This window comes from uncultured Acetatifactor sp. (assembly GCF_948601915.1).
Taxonomy (GTDB): Bacteria; Bacillota; Clostridia; order Lachnospirales; family Lachnospiraceae; genus Acetatifactor.
On record NZ_CAPDXS010000002.1, the window covers coordinates 2453 to 24610 of the forward strand.

The window sequence follows — 22158 nt, forward strand, 5'->3', positions numbered from 1 at the left end:
AGACCATCCCTGTGTAATACTGGTACTTGCTGAGCATACCCAGGTCGAAGGACACATAGGACTCCACGCCATAGAGCTGCAGCAGGGAATAAAGCTTCTCCAGGCGGCGTATGGCAGCCAGGGAACGGGCGTTCCCCGCCATGGCCCCGGCCTGGGACAGAGAACCCATGTCGCCGAACATGTCCGCCACCTTTAAGAGCCTGTCGCGATATGGCTCAGCCACGGCCCTCTCCGCCAGAAGCTCCTGGGCCGCGAAATAGTTCTTCCCCGAGATAAAGGTGCGCAAATCCAGCTCCGTGTCCTCGTCCAGCCCGGCTTCCTCGCAGAGGCCCTTGAAATATTCCGCATCGCCGATTGCTACCTGAAAGCGCTTCAGCCCGGCCTGCAGAAGGGCCCGGATGACAATGCATATGATCTCCGCGTCCGCCTCCACGGAAGAATCGCCTATCAGCTCCGCTCCCAGTTGGGTCACCTCCTTCAGCTTCCCCTGGAGATTGGAAGTGTTGATGAAGGTATTGCCTATGTAGCTGAAGCGCAGGGGGTGCCTCTCCTCGCCGAAATATTTCGCGGCGCAGCGGGCGATGGAGGGCGTGAAGTCCGGGCGGAGCACCAGGGTATTCCCCTCCTTGTCGAAGAATTTGTACAATTCCCTGCTGGGCGTAGTGCCGATTTCTCTGGAGAATACGTCAAAGAACTCAAAGGTGGGCGTCTGGATGTCCCTGTAGCCGTAGAGACGGATACAGTCCCTCAGCCGACTCTCCACGTACAGCTTTTCTTCGTATTCCTTTCCGTAGATGTCCCGGACGCCCTCCGGCGTATGCAACAATCGCTGGCTCATGAGATTTCCGTACCTTTCTGTCATATCTATATTGAAATCTATTTGAAATACCCATCCGAAATTCGAGTCATACCGGCCTGCCGACCAATCCGGTCGGAAAGACCATTTCGGTCAATGCGGCCCGGTCAATAAGTGCCTGCCTTTTATGGCAGGCGCGCTTTAATGCATTAACGCACTGCCCCGTTACCATGACGATGCATTGAACTCTCTTAGTATATCGGATGGCACCGGCGCTGTCAAGCCCTGTCCTCCAAGTCTTTCTGAAGGATATCCAGATAGGGGACCAGGATTCCGTGCTTGCGGGGCAGGACATATTCCGGATTCAGCTCCTCGTACCGGAAGCTCTTCCTGCCGCCCTCCTTTGCCCGGTTCCAGAAGAACAGGAGCATCTGCAGGGGCAGATAATAGAAGATGTCCTTGTGGGTATAATAGATCAGGAAAAAGGAAATCCCGCCCTGCTTCTCGAATTTCTCCATGAAGCTTACCTGATGCGCATGGATGTTCTGCAGGGCAAAGGTGTCCGCCGCGCATTCCTTTGCGTCGAAGCAGACGGGAAGCCCTTGTATCGCCCCGATGTAGTCAACCGTACTCTTCTGCTCGAAATAGGCCAGCGTGATCTGCCGGCTCTCCTTGTCTATCCGGATGGGAGTGATGGGGGTGGGCACCTTCTGGATCAGGGCAAGGCCCGCGTCCGAATACTTTTCGTTTGTCCGGTTGATCATATCCTCCAGTGTGGAGCCCCGCAGCCCCCGGGAATTCCATGTAGCCATATGCTCTTCCTAATCGCTTTCGGTTTTTTGGGGGAACAGCTCCCGCTCCAGCCTGGCGAACAGCTCCGGGCAGGGGGCAGTAAAGGTCCGGCCGCTGAGAGCGCTGCCCATGCCGGACAGAACCTCCGGGAACGTGACCCGGCAGGCATGCAGCAGCTGGTGGGACAGGCCGTAGCGCCTGCGCAGCTCACGGTTCACCCCCTCCAGGCCGTATTTGGCATCCCCTATCAGAGGATGGCCGATGCTGGCCAGATGGGCGCGTATCTGGTGGCTTTTCCCGGTTATCAGCTCTACCTCCAGCAGGGTATAGCGGTCCGTGACGGCGATGGGGGCATAGGCCGTGTGGACGGGGACAGACTTTTCGGCAGAGCCTCCGCCCTCCGCCGTCCGGGCTACCGTCACCTGGTTCCTCATGGAATCCTTGGAGAGGTACCCCCGGACAGATGCCGCCTCCCCCAGCGCCCCTATACAGATCGTCCGGTAGAATTTCCCCAGGGAGCGCTCCCTGATGCACCTGTTCAGGTATTGCAGCCCGGCCAGGCTCTTCCCCCCCAGCACGATGCCGCTGGTGTTCCTGTCCAGCCGGTTGCAGACAGAGGGACGGAAGGTGGAAAGCTCCCCGGCAAAAGCGGGATTCCCGGACAGCAGACGGCCTATCATCCATTCGTTCAGGCTTACGTCTCCGGGAGCCGCTTTCTGGGTCAGGATGCCGATTGGCTTGTTCATGATCAGGAAGTCGCCGTCCTCATACAGCACCGTGATTCCCTGCAGCCTGCGATAAGCGGCCCAGTATTCCCCCAGGCGCTTCTCCTCTGCGGGCAGAGGGGCCTTGCCGCCGGAATTTCTGCCGCCGGAGCTTCCCCCCGGGGCGGAATCCGAATCCCCCGCCGGGGCTCTGCCGGAGAACTTCCCGAAGGTCTCATCCGAAAAAAAGGTGCACACCTGATCCCCCACAGAGAGAATCTCCCGCCCTTCCGCCTTCTTTCCGTTCAGGGTGATGTTCTTCTTGCGCAGCATCTTGTACAGGAATCCGCTTCCGGCAAGGGGCAGGTATTTATGTAGAAATTTGTCCAGCCGCTGTCCGGCCTGGTTCGCTCCGATTGTCACTGACTGCATAAATCCTCCCGGAAATATATTGGTTTTCCTTACCAGCGCTTCATGTTCCGCCGGTGCTTTTCCAGATAGATGCTCCTGAATTCCTCCACGGAGATGCCGTAGCTGAGCAGGACATCGTTGTAGTACATCATGATATCCACCATTTCCTCGATGAAATGCGCCCGGGTGCCGGCATCCTCCATGATTTTGCGGACGCCCTCCTTTTTCATGATGTCGGCGGCTTCCCCCACCTCTATCATCATCCACATCAACTGATCCTTCCCCTGCTCCGGCGACAGGGGATTCCATTTGTCCTTGTACTTCTCCTGAAGCTGCCGCTGTATCTCCTGCATTTCCTGAAAGCCGAAATCTGCCATAGCCGTATTCTCCTGTTCTGGTATTCATGTTGTCCTCTATAGCGCCACGCTCTTCAAAGTCGCAACGACTGACCGGGTCAGTCCGTCCTCCGGTTCCGGCCTTTTCATCTGATCCAGCCGCTCTGTGTATTTCGTCAGGTTCGTAAATATCTTCACAGTGACGTTCTTATGTCCGTCCGCTTTCAGGATATCGCCGATATGCCTGTAGAAATCAGCTTCCCCGAAAGCCCCCTCCCCCTCCGCGTAGCCGCACACGGTGTTGCCGCAGACCGCCATATGGCTTACTACATAATTCTTCTTATAGGAGGTGAACACCATGTCGTACAGGCAGACCAGGCCTTGGGTATGCCGCTCTATTTCCGCGGAAGTCTCCTCGGCGCAGCTTCGGAACCGCAGGAACATGATGGCCCCTACCGCGCTTTTGCTGGCGGGAAGGCAGCCCAATACGGCCACGATGCTGAGCAGGTTCGCCCGCCGCCCTGTCTGGATATAACCCGCCGCGAACAGGGAAAGTGAGATGGCGAAATAGAGAATCGTGCGGACGATCTCATATTTTTTCTGGGTGTTCAGGTAATTTCTGGTTCCCTTCACGCTGTCCGTGGTGAAGAATCGTCTCAGTTCCATGGGTCTCACAGTCCTTTCTTCTTCATTTGTTCCATGGCCCGCAGGAGGATGCCGTGGGGCGCAAGCTTTGTCAGCGTCCGGAACGCCCGGATCGGCAGGCTGCACACGGATACAGGGCGTCTGCGGTAGGAATCCCGCAGGGCAAGGGCCACCACCCTCTCCGCGTCCACCATGGTATATTTTTTCACCGCAAGCGTGGAGCCCGTGGCCTCCGCGATGTCGAAAAAGGGCGTGTCCACAGGCCCTGGGCAGACGCTGGTCACATAGATGCCGGCATTCTTCAGCTCCTCTCCCAGCGCCCTGGAGAAGTTCAGCACATAGGCCTTTGTGGCCGCATACACCGCGAAGCCCGGCTGGGGCAGAAATGCTGCGCTGGAGGAGAGCTGGATGATGCGGCTGCCCCACCTCATGTAAGGGATCAGGCGATGGGTCAACTCTGTCAGGGCCTCGCAGTTCAGGCGGATCATCCCTGTCTCCAGGCCGCAGTCCTGCTCGCAGAAGCTCCCCATGATGCCATAGCCCGCACAATTGATGAGCATCCGTACCACGGCATTGTGCCGGAAAGCGGCTTCCTCCAGGGCCTCCAGGGATTCCTCCCGGGTGATGTCCATGGCGAATATCCTTGTCCTGTGCCGCATGGTTCCTGCAAGCTCCTCCAGCCTGGGGCGGTTTCTGGCCACCAGCCAGAATTCGTCTGTCCTGTCGAAATGCCCGTCCATCTGACGCGCGAATTCCCGGCCGATGCCGGAGGACGCCCCTGTAATGATGATGATGTTCATACGCGATTCCTTCCTATCATATCCTATAGGCCATTGTATACGAAAGAGGGATCCTTCATACGAAAAGGCCTGTATAATCTTCGATATAATAATCGGCCAGCTCTTTTTTCAGCTCCCTGAACTGGGCGGAATAGTCGTCCTCCACGGCACAGACCCGCATGCCCGCATTCTTTCCGGCCAGGATTCCCGCCGTGATGTCCTCGAACACCAGGCAGCGCTCCGGGGATACCCCAAGCCCCTCCGCCACGGCCAGATAGATATCCGGGCTGGGCTTTCCGCGCTCCACATCGGTGCCGGTCATGATACAGGAGAAATAGTCCCGGAGATTATGTACCCCGGCCACGTTCTCCACCAGCACCCTGGAATTGCTGGTGGCGATGCCCAGCTTGATCCCTGAGTCCCTGCACCCTGCCAGGAATTCCGGTATGCCCTTTTTCAGGGGCACCTCATACATGTACTTATCCCAGGCCATCCGGTTCCACTCCTCCATGATCTCCTCCTGGGATTCCGGTATGGGGAAATGCTCCTTGAAATAGCGGGCGGTCTCGCCGAAGCTCATGCCCTCTATCTTCGTCTGCAGGTCCTCCGGCAGGGCGATGCCGTACCGCCCCAGATATTCGATGTCGATGGCCCGCCACATCCACATGGAGTCCACCAGGGAACCGTCCATGTCGAATATCACCGCATCGATATCATGCATCATTTCGTGCAACATCTGTCAAACCTCCATACAGCTCTCCCGCAGGATTGCAAGCTCCTCCTCTGTCAACTCCCTGTATTCTCCCGGCTCCAGCTCCGGATCCAGCCGAAGGCCGCCGAACGCCACACGCTGCAGGCCGACTACCTCATTGCCCACTGCCTGCAGCATCCGCTTCACCTGATGGAACTTCCCCTCATGCAGGGTAAGGAGAACTTTGTTCTCCCGGATAGCTTTGTCCTCCTTGCGCCCATCGTCCTCTGTCAGCAGCTCCACCCTGGCCGGCAATGTGGGCCGCTCCTCGCCGATGTCCACCCCTGCCTCCAGCCTCCGGATCTCCGGCTGCCCCAGGCTGTGGGCCAGGACCGCAAGGTAGGTCTTGTCCACATGCCTCTTGGGGGCCAGCAGCCTGTGGGCCAGATCCCCGTCATTGGTCAGAAGCAGGAATCCCGTCACATCCTTGTCCAGCCTGCCCACCGGAAAGATGTCCTCTCTGGCGTCCTTTCCCAGAAGGGACACCACGGTCCTGGACACATTATCCCTGGTGGCGGATACCACGCCCTCCGGCTTATTCATCATATAGTAGACATATCTGCGGTATTCCAGAGGCTTTCCCCGAAAGGTGACCCTGTCCGAGAGCTCGTCTATCCTCTGATTCGGATCCTTGGCCGGGACGCCGCCCACGGCCACGATTCCCTGCCGGATGAAGGCCTTCACCTGGCTCCGGGTGCCTATGTTCAATTCGCACAGAAATCTGTCAAGGCGCAAATCCATGCCCTCCCCTGATATGATTATATGGGGACCCTGGAATGTCCCGCTTTCTTTGCACATATAGTATCTTGATAGAATAAGGAGCCTCCCCCTATGAGACTGCTCACCGTAATATTCCTTCTGCTGCTGGGCTGTATCCTGACCAATTCCCAGCTCGGCCTCTCCTATGCCGCCATGGGGCTGAATCTGTGGTTCGAGAAAATGATTCCGTCCCTCCTGCCCTTCATGATGCTCTCCGGCATCATGGTGCGCATGAAGCTGACGGACAGGGCTGCCATGCTGATCTATCCGGTCGTTAAACCGCTGGCAAAAGTTCGGAAGAACGTTTGCTACGCCATGCTCATGGGGTTCCTGTGCGGCTTTCCCATGGGGGCGAGAGTGGTGGACGATCTGTATCAGCGGCAGATGATCGACAGAAGGGAGGCGGAATATCTCCTAGCCTTCTGCAACAACATCGGCCCTGTGTATTTCTGCAGCTTCGTGCTGCCCCTTCTGGGCAGGAGGCTGGTATGGCCCTACCTCTTCGGCATGTACGGGATTCCTCTGCTGTACGGCATGGCGCTGCGGTATACACGTTTCCGCGACATCCCTCTGCCCGGGAAGAATCTCCCCCTGTCGGGGGAGGAGGGAGGCCGCCCTGCCGCCCTTGTGGCCTGTGAGGACAAGAGCGGCTTAGCCGAAAGCCGTTCCGCCGCCCGCTTCTGGGAAAAGCTTCTGGAAGCTGTGGACGGCTCCGTCCAGGCCTCGGTGCGGAGCATGCTCTCTCTGGGGGGATACATGATCCTGTTCAACCTGTTGAACCTGATCCCCCACCTGCTCTTCGGCCGTCCCGTAGCCCCTCTGTCCCCATTGCTCGAAATCACAGGGGGCCTGAAGCTTTTGGGGGACGCCTTCCCTCTTTACAGCCTGTTGGCGCTCTCCTTCGGCGGACTGTCCTGCATTGCCCAGACCTATAGCTGCATCGGCGATTCGGATCTGTCCATCAGCGATTATATCCTGCACAAGGTGGTGCTGACCTTGCTGTGCGGATTGTTCTATCTGGGCTGGTTCCTGCTCCTGCCCGGGTCTTTCCTGCGCTGAACCTACGCGTCCGGATGCGGGATGGCCCCATGAAAGCCCCATACAGGAAAGAACCAGTTCCCTTGGAATGTCCTTCTTCCGCGAGGAACTGGTTCTGGAACAATCTCACATCACGTCCAGCTTGTCGTCATCCTCCTGGTCGTCCAGGTGCAGATCCAAATCCTCCACGGGATGGAGGGAGCGGAGGTTGGACTGGATCAAATCCCGGTACTGGCCCAGAGAGCCCAGAAGCCGTTCATAGTCCGCATTGGTGGACTGGATGGCGGAGGACGTGATGGAATCCAGCTCTACCAGCCGGCTTTCCATATATTGGGAGGCCTGGGTCCTCAGTTCATTGGCCTCCATGGTGGCCTTGTCCAGGATCTCCCTGGCCTGATTGGCGGCGGTGGCCACAATCCCGTTGGCCTGGGCGTAGGCCTGCTGCATGATTTCATGCTCGCTGATCAGCTCATTGGTGTGCACCGTGGCCTCGTCTATCAGCGCCTGGGCCTTGGCCCTGGCGTCGTTCAGGATGGCCTCCTTGTTGCTGATGATCTTCTGATAACGCTTGATTTCCTCAGGGGTGCGCATGCGCAGCTCACGAAGCAATTCGTCAATCTCTTCCTTATTCACGATGATCTCGGAATTTGACATGAATTTCGGCTTGCAGCTCTCGATATACTCCTCTAATTCATCAATCAACTGTTCTATTCTGCTGCTCATACGCGTCACTCCTATCTATCTATAGAATGTGGTACTTCCCATAAATCAGCTTTGCCACGAATTCCGGAACGCATTGGCTGATATCCCCGCCGAAGCTGGCAATCTCCTTGACGCTGGAGGAGCTGAGGTATGCGTATTCCAGGCTTGTAGTCAGGAACACAGTGTCCAGCTTCCCGTCGGAAAGCTTCCGGTTGGTCTGGGCAATCTGCAGCTCGTACTCGAAATCCGTGATGGCGCGCAGACCCCGCACTGCCACATGGATGCCGTTCTCCGCCGCATAATTGATCAGCAGGCCTGAAAAGCTGTCCACCTGCACATTGGGGATGTCCTTCGTAGCCTCTTTCAATATCTTAACACGTTCTTCCACAGAAAACAATGGTGTCTTTGCTTTGTTGTCCAGAACGCTGACCACCAGCACATCAAACATTTCCGAAGCACGCCTGATCACATCCAGATGGCCGAACGTGACAGGATCGAAGCTTCCGGGATAGACGGCACGTTTCATGATTGCTCCTTTTTTAATGAATGCTCTTCTTCATTGAATGCTCTTCTTCATAAAAATGTGTTTGTTGGTTCGATACTGCTTGTCCTTCGTGATACAGAAGCCCAGCTCCGAAACCCAGGAAAAGTCCGTATCCCGGGCAGCTTCCGCCACCAGTATGGTATCCTCCGTCACGTAGGGCATCCTGGCAAGGTGCGACAGCACGGACTTCTCCTCTCCGTTTTCGTAGGGAGGATCCATGAATATGATGTCCACGGCGTTTTCCCGGATGCTGCCCAGGGCGCTGCACGCATCCTGCCTCAGGACCACGGCTCTGTCTTCCAGCTTCGTAAAGCGGAGGTTCTCCTGGATGCAGGACACCGCTTTCTGGGCGTTGTCCACGAAATATGCCTTCCTTGCGCCCCGGCTCAGGGCCTCGATGCCTATGCCGCCGCTGCCGCTGAACAAGTCCACGAACACGCCCCCGGGGATGTCCCACTGCAGCATGTTGAACAGGGTCTCCTTGATCCGGTCCGTGGTGGGCCGGACGTCCAGCCCCTCCGGCGTCTTCAGGGGCAGGCTCCTGGCCGTTCCCGCTATCACTCTCATATCAATCCCATGCCCTTTCTCGATTCATGCCCGAATCATACCCTTATCTTCGTCCCCTTGCCGTCCCGCCTGGCGGTCTTCATCCTGTTCAGGTCGATGGCCTTGCCCTTATATTCTATGGAGCATTCCACGGCGTTGGAGGTATAGTAGACATTTTCCACACAGTCCTTGGGCCCCAGCTTCATGCCCCTGGCGCCCAGAGCGGCTTTCTTCTGCTCCGGAATCTCCTCTATGGCGAATTTTAAGAAGAAGCCCTCCTTCGTCTGCAGGATGACCTGGCTCTGTTCCTCCAGCGGCATGACGCTCAGGACCTGATCCCCCTCCGCCAGCTTGGTGGCTGCCACCGTGCGCTTGGACACATCGAACTCCCCGCCGCTCACCAGCTTTATCATGGACTGGGCCGTCACGAAGACCACCTGCCTGAGGTTCAGCTGGGTCTGGCTGGTGATGCAGACAATCTGCTCCTTCTCGGAATTGTAGTTGCTCACATTGTCGATGGGGACGCCCTTATCCCGGAACTTCCCGAAGGGGAGATCCATGACCTTGATGCTGTGGAGCTGCCCCGCGGAGGTGAACAGGCATACCTTCCCGGTGTTCTTGCAGGGGAAGAGGAACCTGCTCTCCGCCTCCGCCGCCTCCTTGTTGCGCTCATAGGCGGCAGTGTCGATGACCTTGACATAGCCGAAGCGGTCCATGAGGAAGACCACCTCCGTCTCCTCGATCTCCTTCTCTTTGTAGACTGCCTCCTCCACATTGTCAATGACGGTCCTGCGCTTGCGGCTGTACGCTTTCCTGAATTCGTCCAGTTCATTTATGATGACCTGGGCCATGGAATCCCTGCGGTCCAGGATGTCCTCATAGCGGTAGATGTTGGCCATGGTGTCCTCGTGCTCCTTGATCAGGGCCTCGATTTCCAGGCCGATCAGCTTGTACAGGCGCATCTCCAGGATGGCATTTGCCTGGCGCTCCGTGAAAGAGAGCTGCGCCGCCATGATCTTGGATTCCTTGCTCTTGAACTTGATGCCGGCGGTCTTGCCCTCCACAAGGCAGGCCTTAGCCATATTCCTGTCCTTGGAGCCCCGCAGGATCTCGATGATCAGGTCGATGACATTGCAGGCCTTGATCAGGCCCTCCTGCACCTCCTTGCGCTCCAGCTCCCTGGCCAGCAGGTTATTGTACTTCCTGGTGGCAATCTGGAACTGGAAGTCCACATTGGCCTTCAGGATGGCTTTCAGCCCCATGGTCTCCGGTCTGCCGTCGCAGATGGCCAGCATATTGACTCCAAAGGTGTCTTCCAGCCTGGTCTTCTTGTAGAGGAGGTTCACGAAATTCTCCGCATCCGCGTCCTTCCTGAGCTCTATCACAATCCGGATGCCCTCCTTGGAGGACTGGTTGGAGATGTCCACCACGTCCAGGGTCTTCTTGGACTCCACCAGGCCCGCCACATCCGACAGGAACTTGGAGATGTTCATGCCGATCATGGGGTAGGGAATCTCCGTGATGACCACATTGACCTTGCCGCCCTTCAGCTTCTCGAATTCCACCTTGCCCCGGACCTTGATCTTGCCCGTGCCGGTCTCGTAGATCTGCAGCAGGTCGTCCTTGTTGGTGACGATGCCGCCGGTGGGGAAATCAGGGCCCTTCAGGTAACGCATCAGCTCTCTGGTGGTGACGTTTTCGTCGCGCATGTAGGCCTTCATGGCGTCCACCACCTCCCCCAGGTTGTGGGGCGGCGTGCTGGTGGCCATGCCCACCGCGATGCCCTCGGAGCCGTTTATGAGAAAATTGGGGAGCTTCACCGGCAGGACGGCAGGCTCCTTCTCCGTCTCATCGAAATTCGGGACGAAATCCACCACGTCCTTGTCCAAATCGGCCAGGTAAGCCTCCTGGGTCACCCGCTGCAGCCGGGCCTCGGTGTAACGCATGGCCGCGGCCCCGTCCCCCTCGATATTGCCGAAGTTGCCGTGGCCGTCCACAAGAGGCAGCCCACGCTTGAAATCCTGGGTCATGACTACAAGAGCCTCGTATATGGAGCTGTCTCCATGGGGATGGTATTTACCCATGGTATCGCCCACGATACGGGCACACTTTCGATAAGGCCTATCATAGCGGATGCCCAGCTCGTACATATCGTAAAGCGTCCGCCGCTGTACGGGCTTCAAACCGTCCCGCACATCCGGCAGCGCCCTGGCGATGATGACGCTCATGGCGTAATCGATGAAGGACTTCTGCATCTCTTCGGAATATTCTGTTTTTATGATTCTGCTGTCTTCCATTTATTTCCAACCCTTTACGCGAGTATAATCATTCTACCATATAATCCATGATTTGTAAAAGAAAATGTGGCATCCACAGAGCCCTCAGATATCCAGCTCCGCGTCCACCGCATGCTCATAGATGAAGGTCTTCCGGGGCGGCACCTCCGTGCCCATCAGAAGCTCCGTCACCTCCGAGGCCATCCTGGCATCCTCAATCTCCACCAGCTTCATCCGTCTGGTCTCCGGATTCAGCGTGGTCTCCCAGAGCTGCTCCGCGTCCATCTCGCCCAGTCCCTTGTAACGCTGCAGGGTAAAGGAGCCCTTGTGGGTCTTCCGATACCGTTCCAGCGCCTTGTCGTCATAGAGGTACTGCTCCTCCCCCTTGGCGGGCATGGCCTTGTACAGGGGCGGCATGGCGATGTACACATGCCCTTCGAAGATCAGTTCCGGCATGAACCGGTAGAACAGGGTCAGCAGCAGATTGGAGATATGGGCCCCGTCCACGTCCGCATCCGCCATGATGATGATCTTGTCATAGCGCAGCTTGGAGATATCAAAATCATTCCCGTACCCCTCGGAAAACCCGCAGCCGAAAGCGTTGATCATGGTCTTGATCTCCGCGTTTGCCAGCACCTTGTCTATGCTGGCCTTCTCCACGTTCAATATCTTGCCCCGAATCGGCAGGATCGCCTGGAACATGCGGTTCCTGGCCATTTTCGCGCTGCCCCCGGCGGAATCCCCCTCCACGATGAAGATTTCGCACTGGGAGGGCGTCTTGGACTCGCAGTTTGCCAGCTTCCCGTTGGAGTCGAAAGAGAACTTCTGCTTCGTCAGCATGTTCGTCTTCGCCCGCTCCTCGGACTTGCGGATCTTGGCCGCCTTCTCCGCGCAGGAGATGACATTCTTCAAAGTCTCCAGGTTCCGGTCGAAGAAATGCACGATTTCCTCCCCCGTCACCTTGGACACCACCTTGGCCGCGTCCTGATTGTCCAGCTTCGTCTTTGTCTGCCCCTCGAAACGGGGATCCGGGTGCTTGATCGACACCACCGCCGTCATGCCGTTGCGCACGTCCGCCCCCGTGAAATTGGCGTCCTTCTCCTTCAGGATCCCCAGATTCCGCGCATATGTATTGATGACGTTCGTGAACATGGTCTTAAAGCCCGTCAGATGCGTGCCGCCCTCGGAATTGTAGATATTGTTGCAGAACCCCAGCACATTCTCATGGAACTCATTGATGTACTGAAAAGCCACCTCAACGGAAATCCCCTCGCTCTCCCCGCTGAAATAGACGATGTCATGCACCGCCTCCTGGGACTTGTTCATGTCCTTCACAAAGCCCGTGATCCCGTCCGGCTCATGGAACGTCACCGTCTCCGGCGCTTCCCCCCGCCTGTCCTCGAATACGATCGTCAGATTCGGATTCAGATAAGCCGTCTCATGCAGACGGCTCTTCACATCCTCCTCCTTGAACCGGGTCTTCTCGAAAATCGTATCGTCCGGCAGGAAATTGATGGTAGTCCCCGACTCCTTCGTCTTCCCCAACACCGGAAGCAGCCCGTCCTGAAGCTCCACCACCGGATTTCCCCGCTCATACCTGTCCTCATAGATAAAGCCGCCGGTCTTGACCGTCACGGTCAACCTGGTGGAAAGCGCGTTCACCACCGAAGACCCCACCCCGTGCAGCCCCCCGCTGGTCTTATACGCCGAATTGTCGAACTTCCCCCCCGCATGAAGCGTGGTGAAGACCAGCCGTTCCGCACTGATTCCCTTCTCATGCATCCCCACCGGGATGCCGCGCCCGTTATCTATCACCGTAGCGGATCCGTCCGCCTCCAGCACCACCCGGATCGTATCGCAGACCCCCGCCAGATGCTCATCCACCGCATTGTCCACGATTTCATAAATCAGATGGTTCAGACCCTTCGTGGACACGCTGCCGATATACATCCCCGGCCGCTTCCGCACAGCCTCCAGCCCCTCCAGCACTGTAATGCTGGAGGCATCATAATTCCCAACACCCACACCACTTGCCATCTATAAACCTCTCATTCCAAAAGCTTTCTGCCCCATGACTGTCATGTCCCGCACCGCTTTCCCGGGAGCGAAGGAACATATGTTCTGATTCCATGATACTCGAACTTCCTGCAAAATGCAAGAAGTTTTTTCACTAAACCTGAATCTTCCTGCAGCAGGCAAACGCCAGCGCCCCAGGCCCGATATGACACGCCACGCTCAACGACAGCGCGTCCACATGTACATCATACCCCGGAAACCGTTCCAGTATCTCCTTCTTATAGAGCTCCGCCTCCTCCCGGTTCGCCGTATGCGCAACCTGCAGCCAGATATGCTTATCCTCCGTCATCCCCCCGAACCGGTTCTCGATATCGTTCCTGATAGCCGTCATCATGATGGCCTTCCCCTGATTCGTGGTCCTGGCCTTGGCAAAAGCGTCCAGCTTCTCCCCCTGAATCTGCAGCACTGGCTTCAGCCGCAGCATCGTCCCGATCGCCGCTGCGGCAGGCGTGATCCTCCCGCCCTTTTTCAGATAATACAGCGTATCCAGCATAATATAGATGCTGCTGTTGAACCTGTCCTCCTCCAGGAACTCCCTGATTTCCCCGGCACTCTTCCCCTTGGCCGCCAAAAGCTTCGCGTCCAGACAGGACTGCCGCTGGGTCACCGAAATCCGCTGATTGTTCACCACCTGCACCCGCCCGTCGTACTCCTGGGCCAGAATCATGGCGCTCTGACAGGAGCCCGACAGCCCGCTGCTCATGGGGATGTGGACCAGCTCGTCATGCTCCTCCAGAACCTTGTCCCACAGATTCATCACAGATTCCGGAGACGGCTGGCTGGTAGCGATATTGGCGCCGGAGGCAAGCTTTTCATAAAACTGCTCCTGGGTCAGGTCGATATCCTCGAAATAAGTCTCCTCATCGATCATAAAAGGCATGGGCAGCACATAGATGCCCAGCTCCTTCCCCGCCGCCTGTGTGATCCCACTGTTGCTGTCCGTTACAATTGCCACATTTGACATAACATTCCCTCGTTTCCGTGCATACGTTTCCCCGATATGCCGCATGTTTTATTTCAAAATCTATATCAGTCTCTAACCGTATATTTTAATTTCCTGTATTTATACCGACACTCACCAAAATCTGCCAAGCAGACCGACTCACGAGCGAAAGTCAATGGAGACCTTGCGGCAAATTTCATCGCTCGTGAACATATCATATGGACCGAAAGTCCACGCCCGCCTCCGCCTCTTTCTCCAGATGCGCTTTCAGGCGGCCATGCTCCGGCAGGCTCAGCTCCGGATCCGCGGCCAGCAGCCTGTCCACCGCCTCGGAGGCCTGCTTCAGCAGCCCGGCGTCCGCATAGATATCCCCCACCCGGAAGGAGAATTCCCCGCTCTGCCGGATGCCGAACAGCTCCCCTGGCCCCCGGAGCTTCAGATCCTCCGAGGCGATATGGAAGCCGTCGTTGGATTTGTTCAGGATCTCCAGCCTCTCCATGGATTCCGCCTTCTCGTCCGCGCTGACGAAGATGCAGTAGCTCTGGTGCTCCCCGCGGCCCACCCGCCCCCGGAGCTGATGGAGCTGGGCCAGGCCGAAGCGCTCCGCGTTCTCCACCATCATCACAGTGGCGTTGGGCACATTGATCCCCACCTCTATGACCGTGGTGGACACCAGTACATCGATGGAATGCTCCGCGAACTGGTTCATGATGCGGTTCTTGTCCCCGGGGCGCATCCTGCCGTGGAGATAGGACACCCGGATATCGGCGGGCAGCGCACTTTTAAGCGTCTCCGTGTAGTCCACCACATTCTCCATGGGAATCCCGCCCTCGGCGTCATCCGCGTCCCCCTCCACCTGGGGACAGATGACATAGACCTGCCGCCCCTGGGCCACCTGCCCGGCGATGAACCGGTAGGCTTTGGGCCTGTAGCCGGTATTCACCACGCAGTTCTTGATGGGCAGCCTGTCCGCGGGCAGCTCGTCGATGACCGACAGATGCAGGTCTCCGTACAGAATGATGGCCAGCGTCCTGGGAATGGGCGTGGCGCTCATGACCAGGATATGGGGATCCTCCCCCTTCTGTGCCAGGAGCTCCCGCTGCCTGACCCCGAACCGGTGCTGCTCGTCCGTCACCACCAGCCCCAGGGAGCGGTACTGCACCTTCTCCTGAATCAGGGCGTGGGTGCCGATGACCAGGTTGGCGTCACCGGAGGCAATAGCCTGGTAGGCCTCCCGCTTCTCCCTGGCCGCCATGGAGCCCACCAGCAGGACGGGGCGGAAAATCAGGCCATACTTTTCCGCATAGCCCTGTATGGTCTCGAAATGCTGTACGGCCAGCACCTCCGTGGGAGCCATCAGCGCGCCCTGATACCCGTTGGCGGCGGTCATCAGCAGCGCCAGCACGGCCACAATCGTCTTGCCGGAGCCCACATCCCCCTGTACCAGGCGGTTCATGCAGCTCTCCCCTGCCAGATCCTCCCGGATCTCCCGCCAGACCTTCGCCTGTGCCTCCGTCAGGGGGAAGGGGAGCTGCTCCAGAAACCGCAGGGTGTCCGCGGTCTCCTGCATCCGGTGGCGGTTTTCCAGCTGCCTGTCCAACTGCTGGCCCCTGCGCATCAGATACAGGAACGAAAAGAACTCGTCGAACACCAGCCGCCGCCTGGCTCTTATCAGGGAATCCCGGTCATCCGGGAAATGCACCGTCTCCACGGCCTCCCTCCAGGAAACCAGTTGATTCTCCTCCAGCAGGGCAGGGGCATGGTATTCCGGCTCAAAGGCGTAGCCCGCCAGCGCCTGCCGCACATATTTCTGCACCGCCTGGTTGGTCAGGCCCTTCGTCAGGGCATACCGGGGCACCAGACGGTTCATGAGCCTGTCGTAATCCGCAGGGGAGAAGATTTTGGGCTGCTCCATGGCCAGGACGGCGCCCTTTGCCCGGACCAGGCCGCGGAAGATATAGAATCCGCCCTGGCGCAGCGTCTTTTTCAGGAAGGGCATGTTGTAGAAAGTCAACTGCAGGCGGCCGGACTCATCCGCTATCACCACGTTCAGGATGCTCAGATTCCGGATTCTCCGCTCATTGGGGATGCCGCTTACGGCCCCCTGGACGGCGCAGACCTCCCCGGAAACTGCCCGGCCGATTTTCACAGGCTCTCCGAATACCTCGTAGTCCCTCGGATAGGCCGCCAGCAGCTCCCCCACCGTCCGGATGTCCAGCTTGCCGAACAGCCTGCCGGTCTTCTCGCCCACCCCTTTCAGCTCTGTTATAGGCGTATCCCTGTCCATAAGCCTCCTCTACGGCGTGTCTATCACAAAGGAAGGAGACAGCGTCAATCTGCCTCCCTCCTGCACTCCCGCAACAGTTCAGATCTATTCCACAGACATGACATAATAGTAGATGGGCTGGCCGCCGTACTGCAGCTCGATATCGCAGTCGGGATAGCGGTCCGCGATCTGCGCCCGGAACGCCTCCGCAGCCTCCTCCTTCACATCGCTCCCATAGTAAATGCTGATCAGCTCGCTCTCCTGGGTCATCATCTTCGACACGGTATCCCCCGCCACAGCGGTCATGTCCCCTCCCACGGCAAGGATGCCTGTATCGCCGATTCCCATAAAGTCGCCCTTTTTGATTTCCTTGTCGTCGATGACCGTATCACGCACCGCGTAGGTCACCTGTCCGGTGCAGACATGCTCGACTTCAGCCAGCATGTTCGCCTCGTTCTCCTCCACGGACAGCTCCGGCACGAAATTGATGACGGCGGTGATTCCCTGGGGGATGGTCTTGGTGGGGATCACGAAGAGATCCTTCTCCGCGGTGAGCTCCGCGGCCTGGTTCGCCGCCAGGATGATGTTCTTGTTGTTGGGCAGGATGAATATGGTCTTTGCATTGACCTTATCCACCGCGTCCAGGATGTCCGCGGTGCTGGGGTTCATGGTCTGGCCACCCTCGATGATGTAGTCCACCCCCAGGCTGCGGAAGATCTCGTTGATGCCCTCTCCCACGGAGACGGCGATGAAGCCGAAGTCCTTGGGCGGCGCATCTGCCGCCGCTTCGGCCGTCTGCACTGACTTGCCGGATTCCTGCCCGTCGGCCTTCCCCTCCTCCTTCTCCGCCATCTTGAAGAGCTTCTCCTGATGCTCCAGACGCATGTTGTCGATCTTCATGTTGGAAAGCGCACCATACTTCAATGCCTTCTGGATCGCCAGGCCAGGGTCATTGGTATGTACGTGCACCTTCACGACATCGTCGTCTGCCACACATACAATGGAATCGCCGATGGACTCCAGATAAGCCTTGAAATCCATCTCTGTCTTGATGTTGAATGTCTTGTTCAGCATGATGATGAATTCCGTGCAGTAGCCGAACTTGATCTCCATCTGCGCCTCCGCCTGCCGCTGGCCGGAAACCTTGCCGCTGCCTGTCCCGCCGGAGGGCTTGATGGACAGATCCAGCTCCTTTCCCAGGAACGCGTCGAGTGCGCCGGAGAGCACCGTGATGAGCCCCTGCCCGCCAGAATCCACCACGCCGGCCTGCTTCAGCACCGGAAGCATCTCCGGAGTCTGGCTCAGCACATATTCCGCATGGGCGATGATGGTGGAGAGGAAGGTCTCCATATCCGAACAGCCGTCCTCCACAAGCGTCTGGGCCTTCTCCGCCGCTCCTCTGGCAACGGTGAGGATCGTGCCCTCCTTGGGCTTCATGACAGCCTTGTAGGCAGTCTCCACGGCCTTGTCCAGGGCTTCCGCAAGGATGGGGATCGTCAGGCTCTCCTCCTCCTTGATCCGCCTGGTGAAGCCGCGGAAGAGCTGTGACAGGATGACGCCGGAATTTCCTCTTGCGCCCCGCAGGGAGCCGCCGGAAATGGCCTTGCACAGCCCCTGCATGTCAACTGCGTTGCCCAGTTCCAGGACTTCCCTGGCCGCGGACATGATGGTCATGGTCATATTGGTGCCCGTGTCGCCGTCAGGGACGGGGAAAACGTTCAGTTCATTGATCCACTCCTTCTTACTCTCCAAATTCTTTGCGCCGGCCAGGAACATCCTGGAAAGCATCCCGGCATCGATTTGTTGTAAACTCACGACACGCTCCTCCTTAATCAATCACTCTGACACCGTCTACATAAATATTGATCTTCTCGATTTCGATACCGGTAAATTCTTCCACTTTGTATTTCACGTTGCTGATCAGGTTGTCTGCCACGGCCAATATGCTGACGCCATAGGCCACGATGACATGGAAATCCAGAATCAGTTTATTGTTCTTGTTGAGCGTCACGGTGATGCCTCTGGTGATGCTGTCCATTTTCAGAAGCTTTACCAGACCGTCCTTTACGCTGACGCCTGCCATGCCTACGATACCAAAGCATTCCACGGCGACGCCTCCCGCATACTGGGCAATCACTTCATTATGAACGACAATCTTTCCCATATGGGTATTCATAGAAGAACCTTTCATAGTAACCCTTCCTTTCCTTGTCCAACAATAAAAAGCAGACATATAGATACTATTTTAACAGCTTTCCCAGAAAAAGGGAATAATAAATATTAAAATTAAAAAAAGATTTTTTTTACTTGCTTTTTCCATATATTTCTGTTAAGATACTAATGTTGTGTACAATAAAATACAAGCGTTGCACGCGCGGGTGTTGAGGAGGTGGCAAAATGGCGAAGTGTGATATTTGTGGGAAAGGCGTTCAGTTCGGTCATAATGTAAGCCATTCGAATAGAAAGACCAATGCAATGTGGAAAGCGAATGTCAAGCGGGTAAGGTGCAAGGTGAACGGCGCTTCTAAGAGGATGCATGTCTGCACCCGTTGCTTAAGGTCAGGCAATGTGGAGAGAGCGTAAGCTTTTTCGTACATTTGGCAAGAATGGAAGTTGGAAATTGACGTCAACGGAAAGAGGCTGTCGCTACGGCAGCCTCTTTTAGTGCTTTTCAACGCGCCCGGTACGCCTCAATCCCCGCAGAAGCAATTGTATCCCACAAACAGCAGCAGGGCGATGATGATCAGGCCCACCAGCCGGTTGTGGGCGATCAGCATAATCAGCATGCCGATTGCTATGAGAAGAGCAACGAGTCCTATGATTTTCTTCATGATGCCTCTGGATTCGTGGTATCACTCTATCATATGCGCCCCGGGCGCGGAAAATGTCAATCCTCCGGCTCTTCCGCGGAATGCCCCTCTTCCACGGAATGCCCTTCTTCCGTTTCTTCCTCCGGGAACGCGATGTCCACCACCTCCGCGTCGGAGATTTCTTCCATCCCGTCTGACCCGTCCTTCCCGCCCTTCTTCTTGGACTTGGTGAACTTGTCCACCAGGTCGGGGATCATGTCCAGCACCTTGGTGACAGCGTCCTGGTTCTTGATGTTCACCAGCTTGACGGCATTGTCCTTTATGACCAGCACCGCGCTGGGGGTCATCTTGCCGCCCAGGCCGCCTGCGCCGGACGAGGAGCTCTTCTGACCGTTGCTGCCTGCCCCGGCGCCTACGCCGAAGCTCACGTCCACCAAAGGCAGGATGATGGTATCGCCGATTTTTGTGGCCTCTCCCACCACTGTCTTGGTGGACAGCACCGTATCCATGCCTCTGAGCAATGACTCTACGACTCCCTGAAACTGATTTTCTCTTTCCTTCTCTGCCATCTTCTCCTCCATTCTCATGCCAGTTCATGCCGGACTTTCTTTGCCATGCTTGCCTTGTACAAGCTCTGTGTCTTTTCAGATATTCCTGTCCGCACCGCTATGCGGCAGCGGGTTTCTTCCGTCCTGTTTTCAGCCTTCGCAGGAATATGCGCAGCTTTTTGTCCAGGAAGAGCCTCACGCCGTTTATCACGAACGTCCATACCAGTACGTGTCCGGCTATGTCGAACTCTCCCTCCAGCCTTTTCTCCTCAAAGTCCGGCGTCACGCACACTCCCGTCCCCAGCGGGGCGGACAGGATGCAGTATGCACCGTAGAGGTAGCCTGTGGTATCCGGAGAGCCTGTGCCGAAGAGCAGCCTTACTTTGACGTGCTTTGGCCGGATGTCCCTGAGGATCCGGCCTGCCCGGAAAAAGGCGTGGGCGGCCAGCTGCTTTGTGTTTTCCTCCTGCAAAAGCTCCATATAATAGGATATATTCTTCCAGATTCCTTTTATTTTATCACATATATTATAGATTGTGTACTTTATCCCCTGAACTTTTTGAGAAATCTTTCCAAAGGGGCCGCCCTCCTGAGCGGTCTGCCCCTCGCCCTCTCCGCCGCTTCCGGCGGCAGGGTCGGCTTCTGATCCTGTTTCCGGGGAACCTTCCGTATTGGGGCCGTTTGCGGCCTTTGCAGCATTGGGGACGGCTTCTGCGGGGACGGCTTCCGAATCAATTGCTTCCGGTTCCGCAGGTTCCGCCGCTTCCGGCTCCGAAGGCTTTGAGGAGTCCGCTTTCCGCGAAGCCTTTTTCCCTGAGGGGGAGCCTGCATCCGCAGGGCCGCTGTCCGTCTCCTCCTGAACCGTCTTCTCCGGCGGGATTTTCATATCGAGCAGAGAAAACCACAGCGCCTTGGCCGTAAGCCGTCCGGGCGCAGGGTATCGGAACCGCACCCGCAGCAGGCCGCAGAGCCAGTTCACCTTCACGGAAAGCCGCAGGCCTTCCGCGTCTTTGCTGCCGGAGAGCCGGTAGGTGAAAGGAAAGAACAGAACCAGTGCAAGCCCCAGGAGCATCACCGCCAGCACTGCCAGAAGGACTATGCCGAGTATGGACAGAACCTTTAAAACGATTGCTAACATCGCAGATACTCCTTCAACGCGCAGTCGCCCCTGACCGCCAGGCATTCGGTTACGATTTCCTCCACCAGGGCAATGGCTTCCTCCCTGTTCTTCGCTATGCCTACCACATAGGGCGGGCATTTGCGGTAATAGGGCTGGCACAATTGTCTCGCCTCATAGACTTCCAGCTGATCGAACGGGTTGCGGGAAAGGGAAATCAGAAATACACTGGAAAAAAGGGGCTTGTTTTCCAGCTTTTTCTTTATTTTATCCAGTTTTTTCTTCTTAATGCCCTCACCCAGGTACAAATTCGGATGATATTCTAATAATACTTCTTGCTGCCCCATAGATTGCTCTTCTTCAGCTCCAGATACTCCTCGTATGCCTTTTCCAATATCTGCTTCTCATTCGCGAACTTCAGCAGATGATATGCCTCGTGGTACTTGTAATAGCCTGAATCCGAAAAAAATTCTTCCTTTTGTGGTTTGCTGTAATAACTGTCGGCCATCATCAGATACCAGTGCACTTCCTTCTCCACGATATCCTCGGGCACGTTGAACGTATACTCGCTCTTCCCGATATACTTTATGATGGTAGCCTTCGCTCCTGTTTCCTCCAGCACCTCCCGCAGGGCCGTGTCCTTGTAGTCCTCCCCCTGCTCCACAGTGCCTTTCGGCAGAACCCAGCCCTCGTACTTGTTCTTGTAGTTCTTGTACAAAAGCAGGATTTTTCCACGAAAAATTACCACACCACCACAGCTTGTTGCTTCCATCATTGCAATTCCTCCTGATTGGTGTGCCACTTGCTTGACTAGGAATAGTATAGTCCAATCTCCCCGGAAGTGCAATACTTATTTTTCGCGCGGCATTCTGCCGGAGGGCTATCTCCCATCGTTAAAATAGGCATCGAAGATCCGCTTGGCGATGGGAACCGCGTAATCCCCGCCGCTGCCGGCTCCCTCCACGATGATCGTGACGCAGATTTCAGGATTCTCCACCGGCGCGAAGCCGGTAAACCATGCATGGCTGTCCTCTTTGTCGTCATTGTATTCCGCGGAGCCTGTCTTTCCGGCGGCGGTGTAGCTTAAGCCGGAGAGCTTCCTGCCGGTGCCCTCCTCCACCACGGATTCCATCAGGCCCTTCAGGATTCCAGCCTCCTCCCCGGTCATCAGGCTCCCGTAGGCGGAGGGCTCGAAAACCTTCACGATCCGCCCCTCGTCATTCTCCACCCGGTCTACCGCATAGGGCTTCATGAGGATCCCGCCGTTGGCGATGGCGCTGGTGATCATGTTCAGGTGGAGGGGCGAGATCTGGGTCCTGC

Annotated in this window: 24 protein-coding genes and 1 pseudogene; 2 read left to right on the forward strand and 23 right to left on the reverse strand. The window is 56.9% G+C overall.

All coding sequences use genetic code 11. From position 1 onward, the window contains the following. Nucleotides 1-37 precede the first annotated feature (37 nt). The 8 genes and pseudogenes from Q2B33_RS24405 to Q2B33_RS00465 form a co-directional block, all read right to left on the reverse strand. Nucleotides 38-862, reverse strand: a pseudogene (locus Q2B33_RS24405) (ATP phosphoribosyltransferase regulatory subunit); the annotation flags it as partial. Nucleotides 863-1074: 212 nt separating this feature from the next. Then, a complete protein-coding gene (locus Q2B33_RS00435; protein ID WP_300573864.1) occupies nt 1075-1608 on the reverse strand; it encodes a Holliday junction resolvase RecU in 534 nt (177 codons plus the stop codon). Nucleotides 1609-1617: 9 nt separating this feature from the next. Beyond that, nucleotides 1618-2724 carry an RluA family pseudouridine synthase gene (locus tag Q2B33_RS00440; RefSeq protein ID WP_300573861.1) on the reverse strand — a complete coding sequence of 369 codons (1107 nt, stop codon included), beginning with the start codon at nt 2722-2724 and terminating at the stop codon, nt 1618-1620. Between the two features lie 29 nt (nt 2725-2753). Beyond that, nucleotides 2754-3080 carry a nucleotide pyrophosphohydrolase gene (locus Q2B33_RS00445; RefSeq protein WP_296471140.1) on the reverse strand — a complete coding sequence of 109 codons (327 nt, stop codon included), beginning with the start codon at nt 3078-3080 and terminating at the stop codon, nt 2754-2756. Nucleotides 3081-3116: 36 nt separating this feature from the next. Continuing rightward, entirely contained in the window at nt 3117-3704 is a 588-nt protein-coding gene (locus Q2B33_RS00450; protein WP_296471137.1) for a hypothetical protein, read from the reverse strand. A 5-nt stretch (nt 3705-3709) separates the two neighbouring features. Continuing rightward, complete coding sequence (locus Q2B33_RS00455; RefSeq protein WP_300573856.1) at nt 3710-4483, reverse strand: SDR family oxidoreductase; 774 nt, start codon at nt 4481-4483, stop codon at nt 3710-3712. A gap of 55 nt (nt 4484-4538) precedes the next feature. Then, entirely contained in the window at nt 4539-5186 is a 648-nt protein-coding gene (locus tag Q2B33_RS00460) for an HAD family phosphatase (RefSeq protein WP_300573867.1), read from the reverse strand. 15 nt (nt 5187-5201) lie between these two features. Continuing rightward, nucleotides 5202-5954: a pseudouridine synthase gene (locus Q2B33_RS00465; RefSeq protein ID WP_300573853.1), complete on the reverse strand. Its 753-nt coding sequence runs from the start codon at nt 5952-5954 to the stop codon at nt 5202-5204. A gap of 90 nt (nt 5955-6044) precedes the next feature. Between Q2B33_RS00465 and Q2B33_RS00470 the strand changes: the two genes are divergently transcribed. Next, on the forward strand, nt 6045-7031 hold the full coding sequence (locus Q2B33_RS00470; RefSeq protein WP_296471128.1) for a hypothetical protein: 987 nt from the start codon (nt 6045-6047) through the stop codon (nt 7029-7031). 105 nt (nt 7032-7136) lie between these two features. Here Q2B33_RS00470 and Q2B33_RS00475 read toward each other — a convergent pair whose 3' ends face one another. From Q2B33_RS00475 to Q2B33_RS00515, 9 genes are all read right to left on the reverse strand, one after another. Beyond that, nucleotides 7137-7733: a hypothetical protein gene (locus Q2B33_RS00475; RefSeq protein WP_296456959.1), complete on the reverse strand. Its 597-nt coding sequence runs from the start codon at nt 7731-7733 to the stop codon at nt 7137-7139. Nucleotides 7734-7752: 19 nt separating this feature from the next. Next, nucleotides 7753-8238 (reverse strand): pantetheine-phosphate adenylyltransferase, encoded by a 486-nt coding sequence (gene coaD / locus Q2B33_RS00480; RefSeq protein ID WP_296456963.1) that lies wholly within the window; start codon nt 8236-8238, stop codon nt 7753-7755. A gap of 30 nt (nt 8239-8268) precedes the next feature. Beyond that, nucleotides 8269-8823 carry a 16S rRNA (guanine(966)-N(2))-methyltransferase RsmD gene (rsmD, locus tag Q2B33_RS00485; protein WP_300573847.1) on the reverse strand — a complete coding sequence of 185 codons (555 nt, stop codon included), beginning with the start codon at nt 8821-8823 and terminating at the stop codon, nt 8269-8271. Nucleotides 8824-8858: 35 nt separating this feature from the next. After that, nucleotides 8859-11099 (reverse strand): DNA topoisomerase (ATP-hydrolyzing) subunit A, encoded by a 2241-nt coding sequence (locus Q2B33_RS00490; protein WP_300767358.1) that lies wholly within the window; start codon nt 11097-11099, stop codon nt 8859-8861. Nucleotides 11100-11183: 84 nt separating this feature from the next. Then, nucleotides 11184-13115, reverse strand: coding sequence for a type IIA DNA topoisomerase subunit B (locus Q2B33_RS00495; RefSeq protein WP_300572959.1), 1932 nt, complete (start codon nt 13113-13115; stop codon nt 11184-11186). A 133-nt stretch (nt 13116-13248) separates the two neighbouring features. Then, on the reverse strand, nt 13249-14118 hold the full coding sequence (locus tag Q2B33_RS00500; protein WP_300572957.1) for a DegV family protein: 870 nt from the start codon (nt 14116-14118) through the stop codon (nt 13249-13251). Between the two features lie 193 nt (nt 14119-14311). After that, nucleotides 14312-16384 carry an ATP-dependent DNA helicase RecG gene (gene recG / locus Q2B33_RS00505; protein ID WP_300572955.1) on the reverse strand — a complete coding sequence of 691 codons (2073 nt, stop codon included), beginning with the start codon at nt 16382-16384 and terminating at the stop codon, nt 14312-14314. Nucleotides 16385-16468: 84 nt separating this feature from the next. After that, nucleotides 16469-18178, reverse strand: coding sequence for a DAK2 domain-containing protein (locus Q2B33_RS00510; RefSeq protein ID WP_300572952.1), 1710 nt, complete (start codon nt 18176-18178; stop codon nt 16469-16471). A gap of 13 nt (nt 18179-18191) precedes the next feature. Beyond that, nucleotides 18192-18554 carry an Asp23/Gls24 family envelope stress response protein gene (locus tag Q2B33_RS00515; RefSeq protein ID WP_296465070.1) on the reverse strand — a complete coding sequence of 121 codons (363 nt, stop codon included), beginning with the start codon at nt 18552-18554 and terminating at the stop codon, nt 18192-18194. Between the two features lie 206 nt (nt 18555-18760). Here Q2B33_RS00515 and rpmB point away from each other — a divergent pair, with 206 nt between their 5' ends. Further along, nucleotides 18761-18946: a 50S ribosomal protein L28 gene (gene rpmB / locus Q2B33_RS00520; RefSeq protein ID WP_296465068.1), complete on the forward strand. Its 186-nt coding sequence runs from the start codon at nt 18761-18763 to the stop codon at nt 18944-18946. Nucleotides 18947-19053: 107 nt separating this feature from the next. Here rpmB and Q2B33_RS00525 read toward each other — a convergent pair whose 3' ends face one another. The 6 genes from Q2B33_RS00525 to Q2B33_RS00550 all read right to left on the reverse strand — a co-directional run bounded on the left by Q2B33_RS00525 (nt 19054) and on the right by Q2B33_RS00550 (nt 22126). Beyond that, the gene (locus Q2B33_RS00525; protein WP_296465066.1) at nt 19054-19194 is read right to left on the reverse strand and encodes a hypothetical protein; all 141 of its coding nucleotides are present in this window, start codon (nt 19192-19194) and stop codon (nt 19054-19056) included. Nucleotides 19195-19250: 56 nt separating this feature from the next. Next, nucleotides 19251-19742, reverse strand: a complete 492-nt coding sequence (locus Q2B33_RS00530) for a GerW family sporulation protein (RefSeq protein ID WP_300572947.1) — start codon at nt 19740-19742, stop codon at nt 19251-19253. 97 nt (nt 19743-19839) lie between these two features. Next, nucleotides 19840-20859: a hypothetical protein gene (locus tag Q2B33_RS00535; RefSeq protein ID WP_300572944.1), complete on the reverse strand. Its 1020-nt coding sequence runs from the start codon at nt 20857-20859 to the stop codon at nt 19840-19842. Continuing rightward, nucleotides 20853-21146: a hypothetical protein gene (locus Q2B33_RS00540; protein ID WP_300815414.1), complete on the reverse strand. Its 294-nt coding sequence runs from the start codon at nt 21144-21146 to the stop codon at nt 20853-20855. Before Q2B33_RS00540 ends, Q2B33_RS00535 begins: the two co-directional genes overlap by 7 nt. Before the next feature lie 14 nt (nt 21147-21160). Beyond that, a complete protein-coding gene (locus Q2B33_RS00545; protein ID WP_296471092.1) occupies nt 21161-21613 on the reverse strand; it encodes an NUDIX hydrolase in 453 nt (150 codons plus the stop codon). A 105-nt stretch (nt 21614-21718) separates the two neighbouring features. Beyond that, entirely contained in the window at nt 21719-22126 is a 408-nt protein-coding gene (locus Q2B33_RS00550; protein ID WP_300913824.1) for a penicillin-binding transpeptidase domain-containing protein, read from the reverse strand. Nucleotides 22127-22158: the final 32 nt, after the last annotated feature.